This window comes from Caballeronia telluris (genome assembly GCF_001544495.1).
Classification (GTDB): Bacteria; Pseudomonadota; Gammaproteobacteria; order Burkholderiales; family Burkholderiaceae; genus Caballeronia; species Caballeronia telluris.
In genome coordinates this window covers 57,530-81,830 of record NZ_FCNZ02000009.1, presented here as the reverse complement: position 1 = coordinate 81,830, position 24,301 = coordinate 57,530, and the positions used below count along the sequence as shown (strand labels likewise).

20 protein-coding genes are annotated in these 24,301 nt (G+C 65.9%); 8 read left to right on the top strand and 12 right to left on the bottom strand.

Annotated elements, in window-relative coordinates:
* Position 1: 1 nt before the first annotated feature.
* The 3 genes from cobD to cobU are packed head-to-tail and all read right to left on the bottom strand — an operon-like array spanning position 2 to position 2,521.
* A complete protein-coding gene (gene cobD, locus AWB66_RS13535; RefSeq protein WP_087630794.1) occupies positions 2–1,024 on the bottom strand; it encodes a threonine-phosphate decarboxylase CobD in 1,023 nt (340 codons plus the stop codon).
* The gene (gene cbiB, locus AWB66_RS13530; protein WP_087630793.1) at positions 1,017–1,958 is read right to left on the bottom strand and encodes an adenosylcobinamide-phosphate synthase CbiB; all 942 of its coding nucleotides are present in this window, start codon (positions 1,956–1,958) and stop codon (positions 1,017–1,019) included. Before cbiB ends, cobD begins: the two co-directional genes overlap by 8 nt.
* A 5-nt stretch (positions 1,959–1,963) precedes the next feature.
* Positions 1,964–2,521 carry a bifunctional adenosylcobinamide kinase/adenosylcobinamide-phosphate guanylyltransferase gene (cobU, locus tag AWB66_RS13525; protein WP_087630792.1) on the bottom strand — a complete coding sequence of 186 codons (558 nt, stop codon included), beginning with the start codon at positions 2,519–2,521 and terminating at the stop codon, positions 1,964–1,966.
* A gap of 70 nt (positions 2,522–2,591) precedes the next feature.
* Here cobU and AWB66_RS13520 point away from each other — a divergent pair, with 70 nt between their 5' ends.
* Complete coding sequence (locus tag AWB66_RS13520; RefSeq protein WP_087630791.1) at positions 2,592–4,064, top strand: cobyric acid synthase; 1,473 nt, start codon at positions 2,592–2,594, stop codon at positions 4,062–4,064.
* A gap of 25 nt (positions 4,065–4,089) precedes the next feature.
* Here the strand turns inward: AWB66_RS13520 and AWB66_RS13515 are convergent, their stop codons facing one another.
* Positions 4,090–4,509: a PaaI family thioesterase gene (locus AWB66_RS13515; protein ID WP_087630790.1), complete on the bottom strand. Its 420-nt coding sequence runs from the start codon at positions 4,507–4,509 to the stop codon at positions 4,090–4,092.
* Between the two features lie 159 nt (positions 4,510–4,668).
* On the opposite strand from AWB66_RS13515, the gene AWB66_RS13510 reads away from it, so the two are divergent.
* A complete protein-coding gene (locus AWB66_RS13510) occupies positions 4,669–5,292 on the top strand; it encodes a ParA family protein (RefSeq protein WP_087630789.1) in 624 nt (207 codons plus the stop codon).
* Between the two features lie 18 nt (positions 5,293–5,310).
* Here the strand turns inward: AWB66_RS13510 and panD are convergent, their stop codons facing one another.
* The 4 genes from panD to AWB66_RS13490 form a co-directional block, all read right to left on the bottom strand.
* Positions 5,311–5,697 carry an aspartate 1-decarboxylase gene (gene panD, locus AWB66_RS13505; protein WP_062635233.1) on the bottom strand — a complete coding sequence of 129 codons (387 nt, stop codon included), beginning with the start codon at positions 5,695–5,697 and terminating at the stop codon, positions 5,311–5,313.
* 14 nt (positions 5,698–5,711) lie between these two features.
* A complete protein-coding gene (panC, locus tag AWB66_RS13500) occupies positions 5,712–6,551 on the bottom strand; it encodes a pantoate--beta-alanine ligase (protein ID WP_087630788.1) in 840 nt (279 codons plus the stop codon).
* A gap of 80 nt (positions 6,552–6,631) precedes the next feature.
* Entirely contained in the window at positions 6,632–7,417 is a 786-nt protein-coding gene (locus tag AWB66_RS13495) for a segregation and condensation protein A (RefSeq protein WP_087630947.1), read from the bottom strand.
* Positions 7,418–7,545: 128 nt separating this feature from the next.
* Positions 7,546–7,731, bottom strand: a complete 186-nt coding sequence (locus AWB66_RS13490; protein ID WP_087630787.1) for a DUF3460 family protein — start codon at positions 7,729–7,731, stop codon at positions 7,546–7,548.
* A gap of 580 nt (positions 7,732–8,311) precedes the next feature.
* On the opposite strand from AWB66_RS13490, the gene AWB66_RS13480 reads away from it, so the two are divergent.
* Together AWB66_RS13480 and AWB66_RS13475 are read left to right on the top strand one after the other, a co-directional pair.
* Positions 8,312–10,036, top strand: coding sequence for an autotransporter assembly complex protein TamA (locus tag AWB66_RS13480; RefSeq protein WP_235021111.1), 1,725 nt, complete (start codon positions 8,312–8,314; stop codon positions 10,034–10,036).
* Positions 10,037–10,057: 21 nt separating this feature from the next.
* Positions 10,058–14,098, top strand: a complete 4,041-nt coding sequence (locus AWB66_RS13475; RefSeq protein ID WP_087630784.1) for a translocation/assembly module TamB domain-containing protein — start codon at positions 10,058–10,060, stop codon at positions 14,096–14,098.
* Positions 14,099–14,147: 49 nt separating this feature from the next.
* On the opposite strand, the gene metG is transcribed toward AWB66_RS13475, so the two are convergent.
* Positions 14,148–16,307: a methionine--tRNA ligase gene (metG, locus tag AWB66_RS13470; protein ID WP_087630783.1), complete on the bottom strand. Its 2,160-nt coding sequence runs from the start codon at positions 16,305–16,307 to the stop codon at positions 14,148–14,150.
* A gap of 364 nt (positions 16,308–16,671) precedes the next feature.
* Positions 16,672–17,328, bottom strand: a complete 657-nt coding sequence (locus tag AWB66_RS13465; protein ID WP_087630782.1) for a YiaD family glycine zipper/OmpA-like lipoprotein — start codon at positions 17,326–17,328, stop codon at positions 16,672–16,674.
* A 263-nt stretch (positions 17,329–17,591) separates the two neighbouring features.
* On the opposite strand from AWB66_RS13465, the gene apbC reads away from it, so the two are divergent.
* The 4 genes from apbC to AWB66_RS13445 all read left to right on the top strand — a co-directional run bounded on the left by apbC (position 17,592) and on the right by AWB66_RS13445 (position 22,478).
* A complete protein-coding gene (apbC, locus tag AWB66_RS13460) occupies positions 17,592–18,680 on the top strand; it encodes an iron-sulfur cluster carrier protein ApbC (RefSeq protein ID WP_087630781.1) in 1,089 nt (362 codons plus the stop codon).
* A gap of 110 nt (positions 18,681–18,790) precedes the next feature.
* Entirely contained in the window at positions 18,791–19,324 is a 534-nt protein-coding gene (locus AWB66_RS13455; protein WP_087630946.1) for a superoxide dismutase family protein, read from the top strand.
* A 168-nt stretch (positions 19,325–19,492) separates the two neighbouring features.
* A complete protein-coding gene (gene dcd / locus AWB66_RS13450; protein WP_087630780.1) occupies positions 19,493–20,062 on the top strand; it encodes a dCTP deaminase in 570 nt (189 codons plus the stop codon).
* A 127-nt stretch (positions 20,063–20,189) separates the two neighbouring features.
* Positions 20,190–22,478 (top strand): arginine/lysine/ornithine decarboxylase, encoded by a 2,289-nt coding sequence (locus tag AWB66_RS13445; protein WP_087630779.1) that lies wholly within the window; start codon positions 20,190–20,192, stop codon positions 22,476–22,478.
* Between the two features lie 76 nt (positions 22,479–22,554).
* Here AWB66_RS13445 and gstA read toward each other — a convergent pair whose 3' ends face one another.
* Both gstA and AWB66_RS13435 read right to left on the bottom strand, forming a co-directional pair.
* Complete coding sequence (gstA, locus tag AWB66_RS13440; protein WP_087630778.1) at positions 22,555–23,160, bottom strand: glutathione transferase GstA; 606 nt, start codon at positions 23,158–23,160, stop codon at positions 22,555–22,557.
* A gap of 121 nt (positions 23,161–23,281) precedes the next feature.
* Complete coding sequence (locus AWB66_RS13435) at positions 23,282–24,211, bottom strand: bestrophin family protein (RefSeq protein WP_087630777.1); 930 nt, start codon at positions 24,209–24,211, stop codon at positions 23,282–23,284.
* Positions 24,212–24,301 lie beyond the last annotated feature (90 nt).

The window sequence follows — 24,301 nt, the reverse complement described above, 5'->3', positions numbered from 1 at the left end:
ATCATGCGCGACTCTCCGACAAGGCACGCGAAAGTCGCGCCCAGTCGTCCTCGGAGCCGGGCAGGCCGATGCGCAGGCTCGGCGTCATTCCGGCGCGGTCGAAAAGGCGCGTCCAGATGCCGCGCGTGGCGAGCGCGTGCTGCAGCGTCGCGGCATCGGTGTCCTGAAACCAGACGAAGAGCGGCGTTGACTTCACGTCGTCGAAACCGTGCTGCGCGATCAGCGCGGCGAGACGCGCGCTGTTGTTGGCGAGCCGCTCGCGCGTCGCGCGTTGCCATGCGCGGTCGGCGAACGCGGCCTCGACCGCGTGACGCGCCGGGCCGCTCACCGTCCACGCGCCGAGCGTCCCGGCGAGCGCGGCGCGCAACGGCGCGGCGGCGAGCACAAAACCCGCGCGAATGCCCGCGAGACCGAAGAACTTGCCGACCGAGCGCAACACGACGAGACCTTCGCGATCCGTCTCGTTGGCGAGCGACGCGTGCGGACCGGCGGGATCGAAGGCATCGGCGAATGCTTCGTCGACGATCAGCGTGCCGCCGCGCTTCGCGAGCTGCGCATGCCAGCGGAGCAGCGTGTCGCGCGGGATGCGTTCGGCGGTCGGATTGTTCGGGTTCGCGACGATCGCGTGATCGACGTGCAAGGGCAATTCGTGCGCCGACACATCGAGCGGCACGACGCGATGTCCCGCGCGCTCGAAGGCGGGCGCGTACTCGCCGTAGGTCAGCGGTGCAACCGCCGCCTCGCCGTGCGCAAGAAGCGTCGGCAGGACGCGGATCGCCGCCTGGCTTCCCGCCACCGGCAGCGCCGCCTTCGCGCCGTAATAAAGCGCGGCGGCTTCGGCGAGACCGTCGTCGTCTTCGGGCAGACGCCGCCACGCGTCGGGCGGCACCGGCGGCACCGGAAAGCCGAGCGGATTGATGCCGGTCGAGAGGTCGAGCCAGTCTTCGAGCGGAATCGAATAGCGGCGCGCAGCTTCACGCAGGTTGCCGCCGTGGCGGATCGGCTCATGAATCGGCTCAGACATGCGCGCCCACGCTGATGAACGCGGCCACGAGCAAAAGCGCGAGCCACAGTACCGTCGAGCGCTCGATGAGCTTCAATGCCGCGACCACGTGCACGGGCATCGCGGCCATTCCCGCGCCGAGCACCGGACGCGATTCCAGCGTCCCGTTATAGATGGCCGGTCCGCCGATCAGCACGTTCAGGCTGCCCGCGCCCGACGCCATTACCGGGCCCGCGTTGGGGCTGTCCCACGACGGCGCCTGCGTGCGCCAGCAGTGCCACGCCGTGCGCGTGTCGCCGAGGAGCGCGTAGCTCGCGGCGGTGAGCCGCGCGGGCACGAAGTTGAGGACGTCGTCGAAGCGCGCGGCGGCCCAGCCGAAACGCAGATAGCGCGGCGTGCGATAGCCCCACATCGCATCGAGCGTATTGGCGAGACGAAACGCGAGCGCGCCCGGACCGCCCGCGACGGCGAACCAGAAGAGCGCGCCGAAGATCGCGTCGTTGCCGTTTTCCAGCGCCGATTCGACCGCCGCCCGCGACAGCGCGCCTTCGTCGGCGTTCGCGGTCTCGCGCGACACGATGCGCGCGGTGAGCATGCGTGCTTCGTCGAGGTCGCCGCGGCCGAGCGCGCGCGCGATCGGCGCGATGTGGTCGCGCAGGCTTCGCGCGCCGAGCGCGAACCACAGCAGCACGACGTGGACGATGCATGCGAGCGTGAACGGCAGCACGCTCACCAGCAGCCACGCAATCGCGACGGGCGGCACGACGGCGGCGAACCACGCGAGTATTCCCGCCGGCCGCGCGCGAAAACCGCTGTTCATGCGCGCTTCGAGGCGCGCCGCGAGCGTGCCGAAGCCGACGAGCGGATGGCGTGTGCGCGGCTCGCCGATCAGCCGGTCGACGACGACGCCCGCAATCGCGAGCATCGCCATGGCGTAGAAGGAGAGGACGAGCATCGCGGCTAGCCCTTGAGCACGAGCGGCAGCCCCGCGGCCATCAGGAGCGCGCGGGTGCTCGTGGCGGCGACGCGCTGGTTCAGGCGCCCGAGTTCGTCGACGTAAAGACGCGTCACCGAGCCGAGCGGCACGACGCCCATGCCGATTTCGTTGCTCACGACGATGATCTTGCCCGGCGCATCGGCCAAGGCAGTATCGAAGGCGTTCAGGGTGTGCTCGGGGACGGCGGGCGCTTCGTTGCTTGCGGTGTCTTCGGCGGGGCACAACAGATTGGCGAGCCACAGCGTCAGGCAGTCGATCAGGACGCAATGGCCGGCGCGCGCCGCCGAAGAGAGCGCGCCCGCGAGATCGAGCGGCGCCTCGACGAGCGACCAGTGCGCGGGCCGCCGCTCGCGATGCAGCGCCACGCGCGCTTCGAACTCCGCGTCGCCGATGTGCGCGGTCGCGACGTAGGTCACGGGCAGGCCGCTTTCGATGGCGAGCCGCTCGGCATGCGCGCTCTTGCCTGAGCGCGCGCCGCCGAGCACGAAGGTGAGATCGCGCGATGGAGCAGAGGAGGTCATCGCGACATTGTAACGGCGGGCTAAGATATCGGGCCCGTCCTAACCCGCGCATCACACGGAAAACCAACCCATGCACTTCGCCCCGCACGGCACGCTGATGATCCAGGGCACGACCTCCGATGCCGGCAAGAGCACGCTCGTCGCTGGCCTGTGCCGGCTCGCGCGGCGCGGCGGCGTGCGGGTCGCGCCGTTCAAGCCGCAGAACATGGCGCTCAACAGCGCGGTCACCGTCGACGGCGGCGAGATCGGCCGCGCGCAGGCGTTGCAGGCGCTCGCGGCCGGCGTCGATGCGCAGATCGACTTCAATCCCGTGCTCCTCAAGCCGACGAGCGATCGCGGCGCGCAGGTCATCATCCACGGCCACGCGCACGCGAACCTCGACGCGCGGGCGTATCACGAGTACAAGAGCGTCGCGTTCGAGGCCGTGCTCGCGTCCTACGGGCGCCTTACGACGGGCTTCGACACGGTGATCGTCGAAGGCGCGGGCAGTCCCGCCGAAGTGAACCTGCGCGATCGCGACATCGCGAACATGGGTTTTGCGGAGCGCGTCGATTGTCCGGTCGTGCTGGTCGCGGACATCGATCGCGGCGGCGTGTTCGCACATCTGGTCGGCACGCTCGCGTGTCTCTCCGACAGCGAGCGCGCGCGGATTCGCGGTTTCGTCATCAACCGGTTTCGCGGCGACATCGGCCTGTTGCAGCCCGGGCTCGACTGGCTCGAAGCGCGGACGGGCAAGCCGGTGCTGGGCGTCGTGCCGTATCTGCACGGTCTCACGCTCGACGCCGAGGACATGCTGCCGCGCGAGTCCCGCACGCGCAGCGCGCGCCATGCGCTGAAGGTGATCGTGCCCGCGCTGCCGCGCATCAGCAATCACACGGATTTCGACGCGTTGCGCGCTCATCGCCAGGTCGAATTCGAATACGTGCGCGGCGGCATGGCGCCGCCGCCGGCCGATCTGATCGTGCTGCCCGGCTCGAAAAGCGTGCAGCGCGATCTCGCGTGGCTGCGCGAGAACGGCTGGGATCGCGCGATCGGGCGGCATCTGCGCTATGGCGGCAAGGTGCTCGGCATTTGCGGCGGCATGCAGATGCTCGGACGCGAGATCGACGATCCGGACGGCATCGAAGGTCCGGCGGGGCGGGTAACAGGGCTCGGCGTGCTCGATCTGTCGACGACGCTCACGCCGCACAAGCTGCTCGAGAACGTCGGCGGGCGGCTCGCTTTCGGGGACGATGCGGCCACCGTGCGCGGCTACGAGATCCACATGGGGCGTACAAGCGGCGCGGCGCTCGCGCGGCCGGCGGTGCGGCTCGCCGACGGACGGCCGGACGGCGCCGTATCGGAAGACGGCCAGATCGCGGCCACCTACCTGCACGGCCTCTTCGACACGCCCGAGGCGTGCGCGGCGCTGCTCGCGTGGGCGGGCGTCGACGGGGCGGAGGCGCTCGACTATCCGGCGCTGCGCGAAGCGTCGCTCGACCGGCTCGCCGATACGCTCGCTCAATCGCTCGATCTGGATAAGGTCGCGGCGGCGTTCGGCTGACGCGCCGGGAGCCGATCAAAGCGGATCAATACAGAATCATCTGCGTGCAGCGAAAGAGCGCGACGGTCTTGCCGTCGGCGTTCGTCACCGTCGCGTCCCAGACGTGCGTGCTGCGGCCGAGGTGCACGGCCGTTGCCTTCGCGATGATTTTGCCTTCGCGCGCGGTCCCCACGTGGTTGCTTTTCAGCTCGACGGTCGTGAAATTCTTCGCGCCTTCGGGCAGATGCGCGATGCACGCGTAGCCGCAGCAGGTATCCGCGAGGCCGATCACGCTCGCGGCATGCAGAAAGCCGTTCGGGGCGAGCAGTTCGGGCCGGATCGGCAGTTCGCCGACGAGCGCGCCGCTTTCGAGCGACACAAGCTCGACGCCCAAAAGCTCCGGCAGGCAGCCGCGCTGGCGCTTGCGCAGGTATTCGAGCGTGACATCGGGACGAAGTAGGGTCATGGGGAGCGGGTTGGCTGTTCGGGAGAGGTTCCGGTCGCGCCGGTTTTACCGATAATATCAACGGCTCGCGCATTGCAGGTTCCAAAACAATGAACCGGCGGGCGGGATCGCCGCAGTTCCGGGCGATGCCGGCCGTCGTCAGAACACTCGGGAAACTTCATGACGGTGATCGTGGTGGCGAATCCGAAGGGCGGCGTCGGCAAAAGCACGCTCGCGACCAATCTGGCGGGGTATTTCGCGGCGAACGGCGAGTGGGTCGCGCTCGCGGACCTCGACAAGCAGCGCTCCGCTCACGCGTGGCTCGCCTTGCGGCCGGACACGCTGGCGAAAATCGAGGAATGGACGCTCGACGTCGATGCGCCCGCGAAGCCGCCGAAAGGTCTGGAGAAAGCGGTCGTCGATACGCCCGCCGGGGTTCACGGCAATCGGCTCGCGCTCGCGCTCGAACTAGCGGACAAGGTGATCGTGCCGCTCCAGCCATCCATGTTCGACATTCTCGCGACGCAGGATTTCCTGCAGAAATTGTCGAAGGAAAAGGCGGTGCGAAAGGGCACGATCGAAATCGGCGTGGTGGGCATGCGCGTGGATGCGCGCACGCGCTCGGCCGAGCAGTTGCACCGGTTCGTCGAAGGGCTCGATCTGCCGGTGCTGGGATTCTTGCGCGATACGCAGAATTACGTGCAACTCGCGGCGCACGGGCTGACGGTGTGGGACGTCGCGAAAAGCCGCGTCGAGAAGGATCTGGAGCAGTGGCAGCCGATCGTCGCGTGGGCGGGGCGTTGAGCGCGTCCGCCCGCGCGTTCAGGTCCAGTTCTGCGTGGGAACGTGGTCGCGGCTGCCCTTGATGCGGTTGTTCTCGTCGACGAAGACGAGATCCGGCTTCCAGCCCGCCTTCAGTTCCGCCTCATCGACTTGCGCAAACGCGGCGATGATCACCAGATCGCCCAGTTGCGCGCGCCGCGCCGCCGAGCCGTTCAGCGAAATCATGCCGCTGCCGCGCTCGCCCTTGATCGCGTAAGTGGTCAGGCGTTCGCCGTTGTTCACGTTCCAGATGTCGATCTGCTCGTTTTCGACCAGATTGGCCGCTTCGAGCAGGTTTTCGTCGATGGCGCACGAGCCTTCGTAATGCAACTCGCAATGCGTGACGGTCGCGCGGTGAATCTTCGATTTCAGCAGGGTTCGCAGCATGTCGTTTGTCTTGCTCAGATTTCCAGATTGTCGATAAGGCGTGTCGTGCCGAGCTTCGCCGCGGCGAGCACGACGAGCGGCGCGTCGGCGTCCGTGTCGCCGGCGCCCGGCGGCAGCAGGTTAGAGCGCTTGCGCACGGCGATGTAGTCCGGCTGCCAGCCGCGCACGGCAAGCGAATTCATCGCGTCCTTTTCGACCGACGCGTAATCGCGATTGCCGGCGAGCACCGCATCGCGCACCCGGTTGAGCGCGGCGGCGAGCGCGGGCGCTTCGGCGCGCTCGCCGGTCGAGAGAAAGCGGTTGCGCGAACTGAGCGCGAGGCCGTCGGTGTCGCGCACGGTTTCGGCGGCGATCACTTCGGTCGGCAGCGCGAACTGGTCGCACATCTGGCGCACGATCATCAACTGCTGGTAGTCCTTCTTGCCGAACACGGCGACGCGCGGCTGCACGCACGACATCAGCTTCATCACGACCGTGCACACGCCCTGGAAGAAGCCCGGGCGGAACTCGCCTTCGAGGATGTCGCCGAGATCGTGCGGCGGATGCACCCGATATTCCTGCGGCTGCGGATACAGTTCCTTTTCCGTCGGCGCGAAGAGCACGTAGACGTTTTCCTTCTGCAGCTTATCGATGTCGGCTTCGAGCGTGCGCGGATATTTCTCGAAATCCTCGTTCGGGCCGAACTGCAGGCGGTTCACGAAAATGCTCGCGACGACCGGATCGCCATGCTGGCGCGCGAGCCGCATCAGCGAGAGATGGCCTTCGTGAAGATTGCCCATCGTCGGGACGAAGGCGGTTCGGTTCTGGCCGCGCAACTGGTCGCGCAGTTCATGGATCGAGCTGATGACTTTCATCGAGCGGGTGTCTCCTGGGTTGCCCGCGAAGGCTGTTCCGGGGCACAAGGTTTATTGGAGGCGCAAGGGCGCAAGGGCGCTCAGGCAGGCGAATACGCCAGTCTCACGTAGATGGGGGCATACGGTTCGGCCTGGGTGATCTCGATCAGCGATTCGCGCGACAGTTCGAGCATCGCGATGAAATTCACCACGACGACGGGCACGCCGCGCGAGGTGTCGAAGAGCTCGGAGAACTCCATGAAGCGCGTGTCTTGCAGACGCCGCAAAATCACGCTCATGTGCTCGCGTACCGAAAGCTCTTCGCGCGAAATCTTGTGATGCTGCACGAGCTTCGCGCGCTTGATGACGTCGGCCCAGGCGGCGCGCAGGTCGGCGACTTCGACGTCGGGGAAACGCTGCGTCTGCGCCTGCTCGATATAGACCTCGGCGCGCAGGAAGTCGCGCCCGAGCTGCGGCAACTGGTCGAGCCGCATCGCGGCGAGCTTCATCTGCTCGTATTCGAGCAGGCGCCGCACGAGTTCGGCGCGCGGGTCTTCGGCTTCCTCGCCGGTGTCCGCCTTCTTCACCGGCAGCAGCATGCGCGACTTGATCTCGATCAGCATCGCCGCCATCAGCAGGTATTCCGCCGCAAGTTCCAGATTCGACTCGCGGATCTGCTCGACGTAGCCGAGATACTGCGCGGTGACGTCCGCCATCGGAATGTCGAGGACGTTGAAGTTCTGCTTGCGGATCAGGTAGAGCAACAGGTCGAGCGGACCTTCGAACGCTTCCAGAAAGACTTCGAGCGCGTCCGGCGGAATGTACAGATCCGTCGGGAGCTTCCAGAGCGGTTCGCCGTACAGATGCGCGAAAGCGACGCCGTCGATGGTATCGGGCGTCGAATCGGTGGCGGGCGTGGCGAGCGCTTCTGCGCGCTCATCGCGCGCATGTCCGTGGCGCGCGTCCGGGTGAGGCGGTTCCGTTGCCGGCTGCGCCTCGCGGGCGGAACTCACGTTCAGAAGTTCTGGTAGTAGACGTAGGGCGTCTGTTGCACGCGCGAGGTTTGCTGCTTCGTGCGCTCGTCGAGGTCGATGGGCTGCTTGTCCCACAGGAGCGCGCGGCCGCGGCGCTGTTCTTCTTCCAGCGACGGCTTCTGCGTTTTCAGCTGATTGATGAACTGGGTGATGTCCGACTGGTACATGGTTCGACTTCCGTTAAGGTCCGCGTGGGGCCGGGACGTTGCGTCCGGGTGGCGGCGGCCCTGTTATAGCGTCAGGACCGGCGCGATGTATCGTCGCAATTTTACCGCAAGCGACCCGCCCCGGTTCGATATCGGCGGGACGGAAAGGCATGATTCGCCGAAGGTCTATCGGAACACGCCGAAAAAGGCGGCCCCGCGCCATGCTCGCGCGCGGAACAAGTGCGCGGGCGAATCGTCCAACGGCGCACGGTCCGCGTTTCGGCTGACCTTTCCGACGCTTTGCGGCCGGCTCTGCGGCCCGTCGCGGCTTCTCACCGAGTCGTTTTTAGGACGGCAGGTCTTACCGATGTGGTGAAATAGCGCCTGCGCCATTCGGTTGCAGCGTGCAGCCCGTCGATATCCGGCCGCCCGGGCAGCCGTCCGCCGGAGCAATCCGACGAATCGATTCCGCGATTCATTTTTTTCTCGATAACCATCCCAACGCCGGAGGTCACGTTTGGCGGGGCGCCTGTTTGGCCTGTTCGATCCGCTGCGCCACGCGCGCGCCACAGCCGGCTGGCGGCGAGCCGCGGCGGCGCGTGTGCGCGGCCTGTTCTTGCCGCTGGTTCTCCTCGCTGCCGCGCATCCGGCCTGGGCGAAATACGACGTCGATATCGAAGCGCCGCGCAGCGTGCGCTCCTTGCTGAAAGACCATCTCGATTTGTCGCGCTTTGCGAAACGCGACGACATCAGCGAGGACCAGTTCGAGTTCCTCGTCACGGCGGCGCCGCAGTCGGTGCGCGGTCTCGTCGCGACCGAGGGGTATTTCACGCCGGTCGTGCGCACCGACGTCAAGACGGTCGACGACAAGAAATCGGTCACGGTGAGCGTCGATCCCGGGCCGCAGACGAAGGTCGCCTCGGTCAACCTGACGTTCAAGGGCGCCGTGACGACCGAGGACCGCGCGCGGGAGAACGCCGCGCGCTTCGCCTTTTCGGTGAAGGAGGGCGATCCGTTCTCGGAGAGCGCGTGGGACGACGCCAAGAACGCCTCGCTCAAGGCGCTCCGGGCGCGCCGCTATCTGGGCGCGAAAATCGCGCGCTCGCAGGCGCGGGTGAACCCGCGCACGCATATCGTCGATTTGTCGGTGGTGTTCGACAGCGGCCCGACCTTCACGTTCGGCGATCTCGACGTGAGCGGCGTGCGCCGCTATCCGGAACAGATCATCCACAACGTCGACCCGATCCACCCCGGCGACATCTACGACATCGCGCGCGTGAACGAACTCCAGCGCCAGTTGCAGAACACGCCGTACTACGCGAGCGTCGCGATCGACGCCGACAACGACGTCAACAAGCCCGAGCGCACGCCGATCCACCTGAAGGTCAGCGAGTATCCGTATAACAGCGTGCGCTACGGCGTCGGCTACGCGACCGATACCGGCCCGCACATCCAGGGCTCGTACAGCTATCTCGACACGTTCGGCGCGGCCTATCCGTTCACGGTCTCCGGGCGGCTCGACCAGACCCAGCAGTACGGCCAGGTGACGCTCGCGATGCCGCCGGGCACGCGCGGCTGGGTGAACAGCGTGCTCGCGTCGTACACGAACACGAACGTGTCGGACACGCGCATCTACAGCGCGCGCGTGGGCGTGCAGCGTTCGCGCTCGACGCAGAACATCGACACGACCTATTCGCTGATCTTCTACGACGACCGCCTGACGCAGAACGCGCCGAACCCGTCGAATGCGCGCGCGCTGGTGCCCGCGTGGCAGTGGATTCGCCGCAACGTCGACGATCCGCTGTTTCCGAGGAGCGGCAACCTGATCCGCGCGGAGGCGGGCTTCGCGATCAAGGGCGTGGCGACCGAGCAGACCTTCGGGCGGCTCTACACGAACCTGCTGCAGTACGTGCCGATCACGAAGCGCGATCTCTTCGTGTTCCGCGCGGAGTTCGGCGGCGTGTTCACGAGCGGTCCGACCAACAGCATTCCGGCGTCGCTCTTGTTTCGCGCGGGCGGCTCGAACTCGGTGCGCGGCTACAGCTATCAGAGCATCGGTAATAACGTCGACGGCTCGATCCTGCCGACCAAGTATCTCGTCACGGGCAGCGCCGAGTTCCAGCACTGGTTCACGCACGACTGGGGCGGCGCGACGTTCTTTGACATCGGCACCGCCACCGACACCTGGAGCGAGCGCGTCTTCCAGCCGGGCGCGGGCCTCGGCGTGCGCTGGCGCAGTCCGGTCGGGCCGGTGAACATCGACCTGGCGTACGGTTTCAAGAACAAGAGCGTCAAGCCGTATCTGACGCTCGGCATCGCCTTCTGATTTTTCTCGAATCCACGACGCATGAGCGAACCGACCACCGAAGCGAACGCAGACGAACCCGGCAGCAACGGGGACGCCGGCACGCCCGACACGCCGCCGCCGCGCCGCCGCGGCGGCGGGCGGCGGCTCGCGAAGTGGCTCGGCGGGATCGTGCTCGTCCTCGTGCTGTGTCTCGCGCTCGGCGTCGGGCTGATCTTCTACGCGCTCACGAGCGAGCGCGGCACGCATTACGTCTGGCAGGCGGCGACGTCGCTGCTTCGCGGAAAGCTCTCGGGCACGCTCGACGGCGGCGCGATCGCCACCGGCGTGCGTCTGCGCAACGTCCACTGGAAAGGTCCCGATGGCACCGATATCGCCGTCGACAGCGTCTCGGGCCGCTGGGCGCTGACGCGCGAGCCGTGGCGCTTCACGATCGACTATCTGCATATCGGGACGATCGACGCGCGTATCGCGCCGTCGCCTTCGCCGACCACGAAGACCGAGTTGCCGAAGGACCTGCGCCTGCCGATCCAGCTCGCGATCCGCGATGTGAGCGTGGCGAAGCTGCGTCTGCTCCAAGGCGCGACGACGACCGAATTCTCGCGCCTGCTGTTCCACGGACGCAGCGACGGCCGTCATCACGAAGCGAGCATCGAGCGGCTCGATACGCCGTTCGGCGGCGTCACGGCGGCGCTGAAACTGGATGGCGGCGCGCGGCCGTTTCCGCTGTCGGGCGACGCCGGCTACTCGGGCAAGGTGAACGGCGAGGCCGTGCAGGTCGGCGCGCATCTGGGCGGCTCGCTTGCGACGCTTCTCGCCGACGTGCAGGCGAGCGGCATGAAGCTGAATGGCAACGCGCACGTCGAAGCGACGCCGTTCGACGACGTGCCGCTGAAGAACGCCCTCATCACCGTCGATCACGTGAATCCGCAGGCGTTCAGTCCGGGCGCGCCGTTCGCCGATCTCGCCGTGCGCGCCGAGGTGAAGCCCGCGCAAACGGATAAGCCCGGCGCGCTCGTCGTGACGGGGCCGGTGTCGATCGTCAACGCGAAGCCGGGTTCCATCGACGACAAGCTGCTCCCGCTCATCGACGCGCACGCGAACGTGCGGCTCGACGCGTCGGCGCAGACCATCTCCGATTTGTCCGTGCGGCTCGTGAAGGACGCGACGGTCACGGGCGGCGGCAAGCTCACGGGCAGTCGCGGCCAGTTCGACCTGAAGGTCGCCAAGCTCGATCTGAACGCGATTTCGTCCGCCATCCGGCCGACGCAGTTCGCCGGGCCGATCGGCGTCACGCTCGCGGGCGACACGCAGACCATCACGCTCGATCTGAACGATCCGAAGGCCGCGATCCGCGCGGAGGGCAAGGTCAAGCTCGACGCGAAAGAGACCGCGTTCGACGGCGTGAAGCTGACCGTGGGCAAAGGGCGCGTCGAACTGAAAGGCGCGCTGAAGAAGGACGCCAGTTCGAGCTACGACCTGAAGGCGACGCTCGTTGAGTTCAATCCGCTCTTGCTCGTGCAGCAGAAGCCCGCCGCGCCCGCGAAAGGGAAGGGCAAGGGTAAGGGCAAGGCGGCGCCGCCCGCGCGCACGATCGAGGCGCGCGTGAACGGCACGCTCGCTGCGACGGGCGTGCTCGCCCCGGTGCTCACCACGAAAGCGCAGTTCAAGCTCGGCGAGAGCGTCTACGACGACCTGCCGCTGACGGGCGCGGGCACCGTGCAGGTCGCGGGCACGCGGATTTTGCCGAGCACGGCGAAGCTGTCGGTGGCGGGCAACGACGTCGATCTGAACGGCAGCTTCGGCGCGCCCGGCGACCGGCTGCGTTTTCGCATCGATGCGCCCGCGCTGGAGCGGCTCGGGTTCGGCCTCGCGGGTCTCGTGAAGGCCGACGGCGACCTGACCGGCTCGTTCGCGCATCCGAACGTCGCGGCGAACTACGAAGCCGATGGCGTCGTGTTCGGCCCGAACCGGCTCGGACACGCGGAAGGGCGCGCGGAATTGCGCGACGGCGCGAACGGCGCGCTCGTCTTCACGACGAAAGCGCGCGATTTCACCACCGAAGGCGTCGAACTCGCGACGCTCGACGCCAGCCTCACGGGCACGCGCGCCAACCACAAACTCGACGCCAGCGCGACCGGCAAGGTGCGCGGCGAGGCGGTCAACCTGACGCTCGCGGCGAACGGCAAGCTCGTCGATGCCCGCGACGGCCCGCACTGGGACGGCAGCATCACGCGGCTCACGAACAAGGGCACGCCCGCGGTGAATCTCGAATCGCCGCTTTCGGTGAGCTACGCGCCCAATCGCATCGTGCTCGGCGCGACGCGGCTTTCGGCCGAGGGCGCCGTCCTCGATTTGAAGTCGTTCGCGTTCGAAGGCGGGCGCATGCAGTCGGCGGGGACGCTCACGAACGTGTCGGTCGCCCGCATTCTCGAAATCCGCCAGGAATTGACGGGCGCCGAGCCGCCCGTGAAAAGCGATCTCGTGTTCGACGGCGACTGGAACTTCTCGCTCGGCACCACCGCGACCGGCTACCTTCAGGTCAAGCGCCGCAGCGGCGACGTGTCGATCGACGCCGCGCGCGGCGTGGCGGCGCTCGGCATCACCGATATCGTCGCGCGCGCCGACTTCACCGAGGGCCATCGCCTGAACGCGACGTTTCGCGCGCAGGCGAGCCGCATCGGCACGATCGACGCGAACGTGCACACGCCGCTCGTCGTGCGCGACGGCATTCTCACGGTCGCCGACGAATCGCCGCTCACGGGCGGCATCGACGCGAACATTCCGCAGTTGCGCACGACGGGCGGTCTGCTCGGACCGACGTATCTGCTCGGCGGACGGATGGCGCTCAAGCTGACGATCGCGGGGATCGTCGCGAAACCGAACCTGTCGGGCATGCTGACCGGCGACGAACTTTCGGCGACGCTCGTCGGACAGGGCGTCCAGCTAAAGGACGGCGTGATCCGCATCGCGCTTTCGGAGAATCTCGTCGACTTGCAGAAGGTCGAGTTCCACGGCGCGAGCGGAACGCTGCGCGCGACCGGCAAGGTGCGCCTCGACCAGAACGAGCCGGACCTGACCGCGAGCGTGGTCGCGGACAAGCTCGAACTGTTCGCTTCGCCCGACCGGCAACTGTCGCTCTCGGGCAGCGCGAGCATCGCGAATGGCGGCGTGCTGGGCGGCATGATGATCGACGGCAAGTTCAAGGTCGATCACGCGCTCTTCGACTTGCCGGAGAAGTCGGCGCCATCGCTCGGCGACGACGTCGTGATCGTGCGGCCCGACGGCACCGTGAAGGGCGAGGACCGCAACAACCAGCAGGTCGTCGCCACCACGGACAAGCCGGTGAAGTTCGCGCCGCGCGCCAACGTCGACGTCGACCTGGGCGGCAACTTCCGCTTTCGCGGCGCGGGCGCGGACCTGGGCCTCGCCGGCACGATCACGGCGATGAGCGCGCCAAACATGCCGCTGCGCGCGATCGGCAACGTGCGCGTGACGCCGGGGTCCACCTACACGGCGTTTGGGCGCAAGCTCAATATCGAGAACGGCTTCTTCACGTTCAACGGACCGGTCGCGAATCCGGGCATCAACATTCTGGCGATGCGGCGCAATCAGGAGATCGAGGCCGGCGTGCAGGTGACGGGCACGGTGCAGTCGCCGAACGCGAAGCTGATCTCCGAGCCGAACGTGCCCGATAACGAAAAGCTCTCGTGGCTGCTGTTCGGTCATGGCACGGATCAGGGCAACAACCTCGGCCAGCAGAGCGCGATGACCAACGCGCTCGCGCTGCTCGGCAGCGCGAGCGGCAAGCGGATCGCGCAGACGTTCGGGCTCGACGAGTTTTCGATCGGGACGAGCGAGGTCGGGCTGACCGATCCGCAGGTCGTGATGATTTCGAAGGCGATCAACGAGCGACTCGTCATCGGGTACGAGCAGGGCTTGCAGTCGGCCAGCAACGCCGTCAAGGCGACGATCAACCTCTCGCGATTCTGGTCGGTGGCAGCTTACGGCGGGACGTTCCAGGGCGTCGATCTGCTGTATACGCGGCGCTTCGATTCGTGGTCGAGAAGGGGCGGGCCGTAAAAAAAGGGCACGCCGCTGGCGTGCCCTGTTGGTCTCGCGTTCGTGACGCTTACTTCACCCGCATCCCCGGTTTCGCGCCGCTGTGCGGTTCGAGGATATACAGCCCCGGCTCGGCTTTCTCGTCCGTCGCGGACGCCGCCAGGACCATGCCTTCCGACAAGCCGAATTTCATCTTCCGCGGCGCCAGATTCACGACCATCACCGTCAGCTTGCCGACGAGATCCTGCGGCTGATACGCCGACTTGATGCCGGAAAACACGTTACGCGTCTTGTCCTCGCCGACGTCGAGCGTCAGTTGCAGCAGCTTGTCGGAACCCTCGACCGCCTTGCAGTCGACGATCTTCGCGATCCGCAGATCGATCTTGGCGAAATCGTCGATGGAAATCGTGCCTTCAGCTTCTGGTTCCTTCGCCTTCACCGCTTTGGTCGCCTTGGCCGCCTCGGTCGAGGAAGCGGATGCAGCCGAAGCCGCCGCCGCGCCTTCCTGCCCCGGCTGCAGCGATTCGCGATTCGCCGCGAGCAACGCCTCGATCTGCTTCGGATCGACGCGCGTCGTCAGGTGCTTGTACGCGTTGATCGTCTGTTCCGAACTCAGCGGTTTCGCCGCATCGGCCCAGACGAGCGGCGCGATGCCGAGGAACGCCTCGACCGCTTCGATGAGCTTCGGCAGCACCGGCTTCAGCGCCAGCGACAGCAGGCGGAACGCCTCCAGGCTCACGCTGCACGTCTCGTGCAACGCGACGGAATTCGCCGGGTCCTTCGCCTGATCCCACGGTTTGGCGGCATCGACGTAATGGTTCACGGCGTCGGCGAGTTCCATCGTCGTGCGCAGCGCGCGGCCGTATTCGCGCGATTCGTACAGGCCCGCGATCGCCGGAATCGCCGTGCGCAACTGCGCGACGAGCGGATGATGCATCGCGCTGTCCTGCACGCGGCCGTCGAAACGCTTGATGAGAAAACCCGCCGCGCGGCTCGCGATGTTCACGTACTTGCCGACGAGATCGCTGTTCACGCGCGCCTGGAAGTCGTCGAGGTTCAGGTCGATGTCTTCCATCGTGTTGTTCAGCTTCGCCGCGAAGTAATAGCGCAGCCATTCCGGATTGATGCCGGTGTCGATCACGCTCTCTGCGGTGATGAACGTGCCGCGCGACTTCGACATCTTCGCGCCGTCGACGGTCAGGAAACCGTGCGCGAACACGTTCGTCGGCGTGCGATGGCCGGAGAATTGCAGCATCGCGGGCCAGAAGAGCGTGTGGAAATACAGGATGTCCTTGCCGATGAAGTGATACTGCTCGGCCTTCGAACCGGGCGCGACCCAGGCATCGAAGTCGATGCCGCGCTCGTCGGCGAGCTTCTTGAAGCTCGCGTAATAGCCGACCGGCGCATCGACCCACACGTAGAAGTACTTGCCCGGCGCGCCCGGAATCTCGAAGCCGAAGTAGGGCGCGTCGCGGGAAATGTCCCAGTCGGCGAGCTTGGCTTCGCCCTTGTCGCCGAGCCATTCGCGCATCTTGTTGGTCGCTTCCGGTTGCGCGAGGCCGCTCACCCAGCCGCGCAGGAAGTCTTCGCAGCGCGGATCGGACAGGCGGAAGAAGTAGTGCGTCGAGGTTTTCTTGATCGGCGTCGCGCCCGAGACCACCGAGTACGGGTTGATCAGTTTGGTCGGCTGGTAGGTCGAGCCGCAGACTTCGCAGTTGTCGCCGTATTGATCCTTCGCGCCGCATTTCGGGCACTCGCCCTTGATGAAGCGGTCCGGCAGGAACATTTCCTTGACGGGATCGTAGGCCTGCTCGATGTCGCGCGCCTCGATCAGCCCGGCTTCCTTGAGCGCGCCGTAGATCTTTTCGCACAGCAGGCGGTTTTCGTCGGCGTCGGTCGAATAGTAGTTGTCGAACGAGATGCCGAAGCTGTCGAAATCGCGCTTGTGTTCCTTCCAGACGCGCTCGATCAGCGCCTTCGGCGTGATGCCTTCTTTCTCGGCGCGCAGCATGACCGGCGTGCCGTGGGTGTCGTCGGCGCCGACGTAGTAGACCTCATGACCGTGCATTCGCAGCGCCCGAACCCAGATGTCCGTCTGAATGTATTCGACCATGTGGCCGATGTGAATCTGGCCGTTCGCGTACGGAAGCGCGGACGTGACGAGAACCTGGCGGCGGCCGGCTTGGGCCGGAGCCGCGGTGGATGCGGTGGCGGAGATCGGTGCTGACATAAAAGACGCGGGCCTGCGGGTTGAGTTGCGTGATTGCGTGAAAAACGGAATCACGATTCTAGCAGGGGTGGCAATGGCGACGCGGGGAGGCGGTCAGGTGCGACGGTTGCGGGGAACCAGCGGCGGCTGTCCACCGGAGAAAACGGGCCCGCTAAAACCGCGCGCCCAAAAAAAAACCGGGGCTCGATGATCGGCCCCGGAGCAACAACGACAAGAGGAGAATGGCGGGTGGCGGCATCGCCAGCCACCCACCGTAATGAGAGACACGCGACGCGCGGCCAAGTTTCAAAATTTTTTTCGATTCGCTCGACCGACGTCGGTTCGCGCCGCTGGCGCGTCCCATTTCTCCTTTCAGATCAGGCGCTTACTGCACCTGGCCCGGCTGCGCCGTCGCGCGCAGGTAGATTTCCACGCGACGATTCTGCGCCCGGCCGGCTTCGGTCGAGTTGTCCGCGATCGGCTGGTTCTGACCCATGCCCTGCGCCGACAGACGTTGCGCGGCGACGCCGTGTCCGCCCAGATACTGCGTGACGCTCTGCGCGCGATTCTGCGACAGCGTCTGGTTGTAAGCCGGCTGGCCGGTGTTGTCCGTATGGCCGACGACCGACGCGATCAGCTCGGGATGCTGCGTGAGCGTCTGCGAGACCGAATTGAGCACCGGATCGAACGACGGCTTGATTGCGTAGCTGTTCGTGTCGAAGGAAATCGAATTCGGGATGTTCACCTTGAGCGAGCCGTCCTGCTGCTCGGTGACTTGCGTGCCGGTACCCTTCGCGTCGCCCGAAATCTTGCCCTTGATCGCCTGCCAGTTGTAGCCCGTGATGCCGCCGACCGCCGCGCCCACGCCTGCGCCGATCGCCGCGCCCTTGCCGCCGCCGAAGATCGCGCCGAGACCCGCGCCCGTGGCCGCGCCGACGCCCGTGCCGACCGCCGTGTTGTTGCCTTGCTGCGAGGCGCAACCCGCGACGAGCGCGCCTGCCACGGCGAAAACGGACAAGCGGGTCAACAATTTTGCATTCATTTTCAGTATTCTCCAGTAATCAACTAACGATCCGGACGATCGCGGACACGCGGTCCGAGGGGTCTTCCGGCGGTCCCGCGCCGCAGACACTACAATAAGCTTCTAGCTTGCGCACGGGACAAGGCGCTGGTTCCAGGCCAATTGCCGCGTCGGATAGTGCAGCGCGGCCGTGCCGTGCGCAACCGCACTTAACAATTCCTTTCAATTTTGCGTGGTCATGGGTAGCCGTCTGGCGCCAGCAACCACCGTTCCATGGAGCTTCGATGAGTATTGACCGCGCCCAGATCGACACCGCACTCGCTACCTTGATCGATCCCAACACCCATCGCAAGTTCGCGGACGCCAAGGCCTTTCGCAACATCGCGGTCGACGGTTCGACAGTCTCGTTGAGTGTCGTGCTGGGCTATCCGGCGAAGTCGCAGTTCGAGGCGGTCCGCGCGCTCGTCGGCGAGGCGCTGCGGCAGGTCGCGGGCGTGGGCGAGGTGCAGGTGGACGTATCGTCGCAGGTGGTCGCGCACGCGGTCCAGCGCGGCGTGAAACTGCTGCCGAACGTCAAGAACATCATCGCGGTGGCATCGGGCAAGGGCGGCGTCGGCAAGAGCACGACGGCCGCGAACCTCGCGCTCGCGCTCGCGGCCGAGGGCGCGTCGGTCGGTATGCTCGACGCGGACATCTACGGCCCGTCGCTGCCGATGATGCTCGGCATCACCGGCCGCCCCGAGTCGCCCGACAACCAGTCGATGAACCCGCTCGTCGGCCATGGCATCCAGGCGAACTCGATCGGCTTTCTGATCGAGCAGGACAATCCGATGATCTGGCGCGGCCCGATGGTCACGTCCGCGCTCGAACAGCTGCTGCGCCAGACCAACTGGAAGGACCTCGACTACCTCGTCGTCGACATGCCGCCGGGCACGGGCGACATCCAGCTCACGCTCTCGCAGAAGGTGCCGGTGACGGGCGCCGTGATCGTCACGACGCCGCAGGACATCGCGCTCCTCGACGCGAAGAAGGGCCTCAAGATGTTCGAGAAGGTCGGCATTCCGATCCTCGGCATCGTCGAGAACATGAGCACGCACGTCTGCTCGAACTGCGGCCACGAGGAACACATCTTCGGCGCGGGCGGCGGCGAGCGCATGGCGAAGGAATACGGCGTCGACATACTCGGCCAGTTGCCGCTCGACATCGCGATCCGCGAGCGCACCGACGCGGGCGCGCCGACCGTCGTGTCCGATCCGCAAAGCCGCGCCGCCGAGACGTATCGGGCCATCGCGCGCAAGGTGGCGATCGGTATCGCGGAGCGTCAGCGCGACATGACGTCGAAGTTCCCCAGCATCGTCGTGCAGAACACCTGATCGACCCCTCTGGCGCGAGCCTGACGCCGTGCGGCTCGCGGTATCATGTTGCCTTCGATTGGTGCGGCAGCGCGCATGCATGGGGCGTGCGCGGCCGCCAAGAGGATCGCATGAGACAGAGATTCGACGGATGGTCGCGCGCCGCCTTGATCGCGATGGCCGCGAGCACGCTCCTGCTCTCGGGCTGCGGCATCATTTTTCAGAACCACGAGAAGCGCGCCGACGCGACGCTTCTGTCCACGCCCGGCAGCGCCACGCGCGGCACTGTCACACTGATCGAACGCGCGGACGGCGTCCAGATCTCCTATAACCTTGCCGGCATGCCGCCGAACAGCGAGCACGCGTTGCAGGTGCACGAGCGCGGCGACTGCATCGTCACGAGCCAGCCCGACGCCGGCCCCGTCTTCGCGCTGGCGGCCGACCGCAGGCGGTCGAGTTCGCGCGCCGAAGGCGATCTCGCCAACATCCGCTCCGACGCGAACGGCACGGCAACCGGCTTTATCGTCGCGACCGACGTGTCGCTCGACGGCGTGCGCTCCGTGGTGTCGCGCGCGCTCATCCTGCATCGCGATGCTTCCGACCCCTACGTGATCGGCCCGCACAGCGCCGGCCCGGCGCTCGCGTGCGGCGTCGTAAGACAATAACGGCCGCTTCCCGGCGCGCGGCGAACCGTCACGTCATTCAAGTAAAATACGCGCTTTCGTTTGTCCGGCAGCGCCTTTTGGCTTCCCGAAGCGCCGTCCGGCCATGCCCCGTTTCACGCAAGGCGCCGGATTTCGTGTCCGCGCCGCTCACCGTTGGTAGCGTCCCTTATGAGCATCAAGTCCGACAAGTGGATTCGGCGCATGGCCGAAGAGCACAAGATGATCGAGCCGTTCGTGCGCGATCAGGTGCGCGTGGCCGAAGACGGCCGCAAGATCGTCTCCTACGGGACGTCGAGCTACGGCTACGACATCCGCGTTGCCGACGAATTCAAGATCTTCACGAACATCAATTCGACCATCGTCGATCCGAAGAATTTCGACGAGAAGTCGTTCGTCGACTTCAAGGGCGACGTCTGCATCATTCCGCCGAATTCGTTCGCGCTCGCCCGCACGGTCGAGTATTTCCGCATTCCGCGCTCGTGCCTGACCGTGTGTCTCGGCAAATCGACGTACGCGCGCTGCGGGATCATCGTCAACGTGACGCCGTTCGAACCCGAATGGGAGGGCTATGTGACGCTCGAATTCTCGAATACGACACCTTTGCCTGCCAAGATCTACGCGAACGAAGGCGTGGCGCAAGTGCTCTTCTTCGAGAGCGACGAGGTCTGCGAGACGTCGTATGCGGATCGCGGCGGCAAGTACCAGGGGCAGCACGGCGTGACGCTGCCGAAAACCTGAGCGGGACCGCACGAAGCGTCGTGAAGCAAGTCGAACCGGGAGTTGAACCCGCACCGGTTGACGAAAGACCGCTGGAATCGGGCATCGAGCGCCCGGCCAGCGGTCGTTCCATTTGGAGATTCGCCCAATGAAGTTCCGTTTTCCCGTCGTCATCATCGACGAAGACTTTCGCTCCGAGAACATCTCGGGTTCTGGAATCCGCGCGCTCGCCGAGGCGATCGAGCGCGAAGGCGCCGAAGTGCTCGGCCTGACGAGCTACGGCGACCTGACATCGTTCGCGCAGCAGTCGAGCCGCGCGTCGTGCTTCATCCTGTCGATCGACGACGACGAGTTGCTGCCGTACGCGGAAAACGTCGTGGTCGCGGAAGGCGACACGCCGGAACTCGCGGCCGCGATCGTCGCGTTGCGCGCGTTCGTCACGGCCGTGCGCCGCCGCAACGCCGACATCCCGATTTTCCTCTACGGCGAAACGCGCACCTCGCGCCATCTGCCGAACGACATCCTGCGCGAGCTGCACGGCTTCATCCACATGTTCGAGGACACGCCGGAGTTCGTCGCGCGCCATATCATCCGCGAGGCGAAGGTCTATCTCGATTCGCTCGCGCCGCCGTTCTTCAAGGAACTCGTGCAGTACGCGGAAGAGGGCTCGTACTCGTGGCACTGTCCCGGCCACTCGGGCGGCGTCGCGTTCCTGAAGAACCCGCTCGGCCAGATGTTCCACCAGTTCTTCGGCGAGAACATGCTGCGCGCGGACGTCTGCAACGCGGTCGACGAACTCGGCCAACTGCTCGATCACACCGGGCCGGTCGCCGCGTCCGAGCGCAACGCGGCGCGCATCTTCAGCGCGGACCATCTGTTCTTCGTGACCAACGGCACGTCGACGTCGAACAAGATCGTCTGGCACGCGACCGTAGCGCCTGGCGACATCGTGCTCGTCGACCGCAACTGCCACAAGTCGATCCTGCACGCGATCACGATGACGGGCGCGATCCCCGTGTTCCTCACGCCGACGCGCAATCACTTCGGCCTCATCGGTCCGATTCCGCGCGACGAATTCAAGCCTGAGAACATTCGCAAGAAGATCGAGGCGAATCCGTTCGCACGCGAGGCGCTTGCGAAGAATCCGAAGGTCAAGCCGCGCATTCTGACAATTACGCAAAGCACCTACGACGGCGTGATCTACAACGTCGAGATGATCAAGGACCTGCTCGGCGACCTGCTCGACACGCTGCACTTCGACGAAGCGTGGCTGCCGCACGCCGAGTTCCATTCGTTCTATCAGGACATGCACGCGATCGGCGCGGGCCGTCCGCGCACCGGCGCGCTCGTCTTCGCGACGCACTCGACGCACAAGCTGCTCGCGGGCATTTCGCAGGCGTCGCAGATTCTCGTGCAGGACAGCGAGAACAGCACGTTCGACCGGCATCGTTTCAACGAGGCGTACCTGATGCACACGTCGACGAGCCCGCAGTACGCGATCATCGCGTCGTGCGATGTGGCCGCGGCGATGATGGAGCCGCCGGGCGGCACGGCGCTCGTCGAGGAATCGATCGCGGAGGCGCTCGATTTCCGGCGCGCGATGCGCAAGGTCGACGCCGAATACGGCGACGACTGGTTCTTCAGGGTCTGGGGCCCGGACGCGCTGGCGGAAGAGGGCATCGGCGACCGCGAGGAATGGGTTCTGAAGCCGAACGACCGCTGGCACGGCTTCGGGCCGCTCGCGGAAGGCTTCAACATGCTCGACCCGATCAAGGCGACGATCATCACGCCGGGGCTCGACGTGGACGGCGAGTTCGGAGAGTCCGGCATTCCGGCCGCGATCGTGACGAAGTATCTGGCCGAGCACGGCATCATCGTGGAGAAGACGGGGTTGTACTCGTTCTTCATCATGTTCACGATCGGCATCACGAAAGGCCGCTGGAACTCGATGGTCACCGAACTCCAGCAGTTCAAGGACGACTACGACAACAACCAGCCGCTCTGGCGCGTGCTGCCGGAATTCATCGCGCAGCATCCGTCGTATGAGCGCATCGGGCTGCGCGATCTGTGCGAGCAGATTCACAGCGTCTATCGTGCGAACAACATCGCGCGCCTGACGACGGAGATGTATCTCTCCAGCATGGAGCCGGCGATGAAGCCGTCCGAAGCGTTCGCGAAACTCGCGCACCGCGAGATCGACCGCGTGCCGATCGACGAACTCGAAGGCCGCGTGACGAGCATCCTGCTCACGCCGTATCCGCCGGGCATTCCGCTCCTGATTCCGGGCGAGCGCTTCAACCGCACGATCGTCGATTATTTGCGCTTCGCGCGCGAGTTCAACGAACGCTTCCCGGGCTTCCATACGGATATCCACGGCCTCGTGGGCGAGATGATCAACGGGCGCATCGAGTATTTCGTGGACTGCGTGCGGGATTGATGTCCGCGTGACGTGCTGCAATGAAAAAACGGCCCGCGAGGGCCGTTTCGTTTTGAGGCGAAGAACCGCTGATCGCTCAGATCAGCCCTTCCGCCTTCATCGCTGCCTGCACGCTAGCGCGCGCGCCCACGCGCGTCTGGTAGGCGACCAGCGCCGGCCACTTGCCGAGGTCGAGGTCGATGTGCTTTGCCCAGCCGAGCACGGTGAAGAGATACGCGTCGGCAATGCCGAATGCGTCGCCGAGCAGATAAGGCGTGGCTTCGAGCTGCTGCGCCACGTAGGCGAGACGGCGTTCCAGATTCGCCATCGCCGCGGCTTTCCATTCGCTGTTCGCGGCCGGGTTGAAGAACGGCGAGAAGTTCTTGTGCAACTCCGTACCGATGAAATTCAGCCAGCCTTGCAGGCGGTAGCGTTCGATGGAGCCGTTCACCGGTGCAAGCCGCGCGATGAGCGTTTGATCTGCGATGTATTGCAGGATGGCGGCGCCTTCGGTCAGCACTTCGCCGCTGTTGAGCTGCAGCGCGGGGATGTAGCCCTTCGCGTTGATTTGCAGGAAATCGGCGCCGCTCGCGGTGAGCTTCTTCTGAAGGTCGACGGCTTCGATGTCGAACGGCAGGCCCGACTCCCGCAGAGCAATATGCGACGCGAGCGAACAGGCGCCCGCTTTGTAGAACAGTTTCAAGTCATATCTCCAGAGTGGAACCGGAGAATTATGGTCGATGCGAGACACGCGGTGGACCGCAAGCCGTGCAATAAACTGTGTCAGCGCAAGAGACGAAAGTTGTTTGACTGACGGCAGCCGGTCAATCGAGCAAATAGTCGCTCGCGCGCGAAGGCGGCTTCGGCGCGCGTTCGAACGCGGTGTCGGCGGCCATGTCGTGCAGGGCAATCTCCAACGTCTCGCACATCGAATTCAGCGCGAGGTCGTTCTCTTCCATTCCGAACGGGTCCTCGATCTGCGCGGCAATGGCTTCGAGCGCCATGAACGCATAGGCGAGCAGGAGCGCGAAGAGCGGCGTGAGCAGACCCGCTCCATCGACGAGACCGAACGGCAACAGCGCGCAAAAGAGATAGACCGTCCGGTGGATCATCACCGAGTAGGAGAAGGGCAGCGGCGTGTTCGCCAGCCGCTCGCATCCGCCGATCACTTCCGACAGCGCATTCAGATTGTGCTCGAACGCGAGCAGCGCGTAGCCGTCGATGGCGCCTTCGCGCGAGCGCGCCGCGACCCATTCGCCGTGCCAGAGCAGGATCGTCGCGGGGCGAAACCGCGCGGCCATCACGCGCGCGTGGAGATCGGGCGGCAGGCGCGGCGCGAGGTCGTCGCAGGCGTCGGTGCCGCGCAGTTGGTGGCGCAGCGCGTGAGCGAATCCGCCGAGCGCGGCAATGAACTCGCGCGTATGCGCGGCTTGGCGCGGGCTCGGCAGCGTCAGCGCCTGACGCGTCAGCGAGCGCGCGGTGATCGCGAGCGTGCCCCAGAGCCTGCGGCCTTCCCACCAGCGCTCGTAACTGGCGCTGTTGCGAAAGCCGAGAAATACCGCGAGCGCGATGCCGACGAGCGCAAACGGCGGCGTGCCGAGACCGACGGGATAATTACGCATGTGATCGTGTAGAAAGATCGCGACGATCGACAGCGCGAGAATCAGCATGAGCCGCGGCAACAACTGCGGGAGGACGGAGCCGCGCCAGACGAAGAGCAGACGGAACCAGTGGAGCTTGGGGCGGATGATCATCGGTCAGGGCCGGCGGGAAAACGTAGCAAGGTCGGCTACGAACGTAGCTTTTTTGGCTACGTTCCAGGCGCCGTTCGCGTGCGTCGTGGC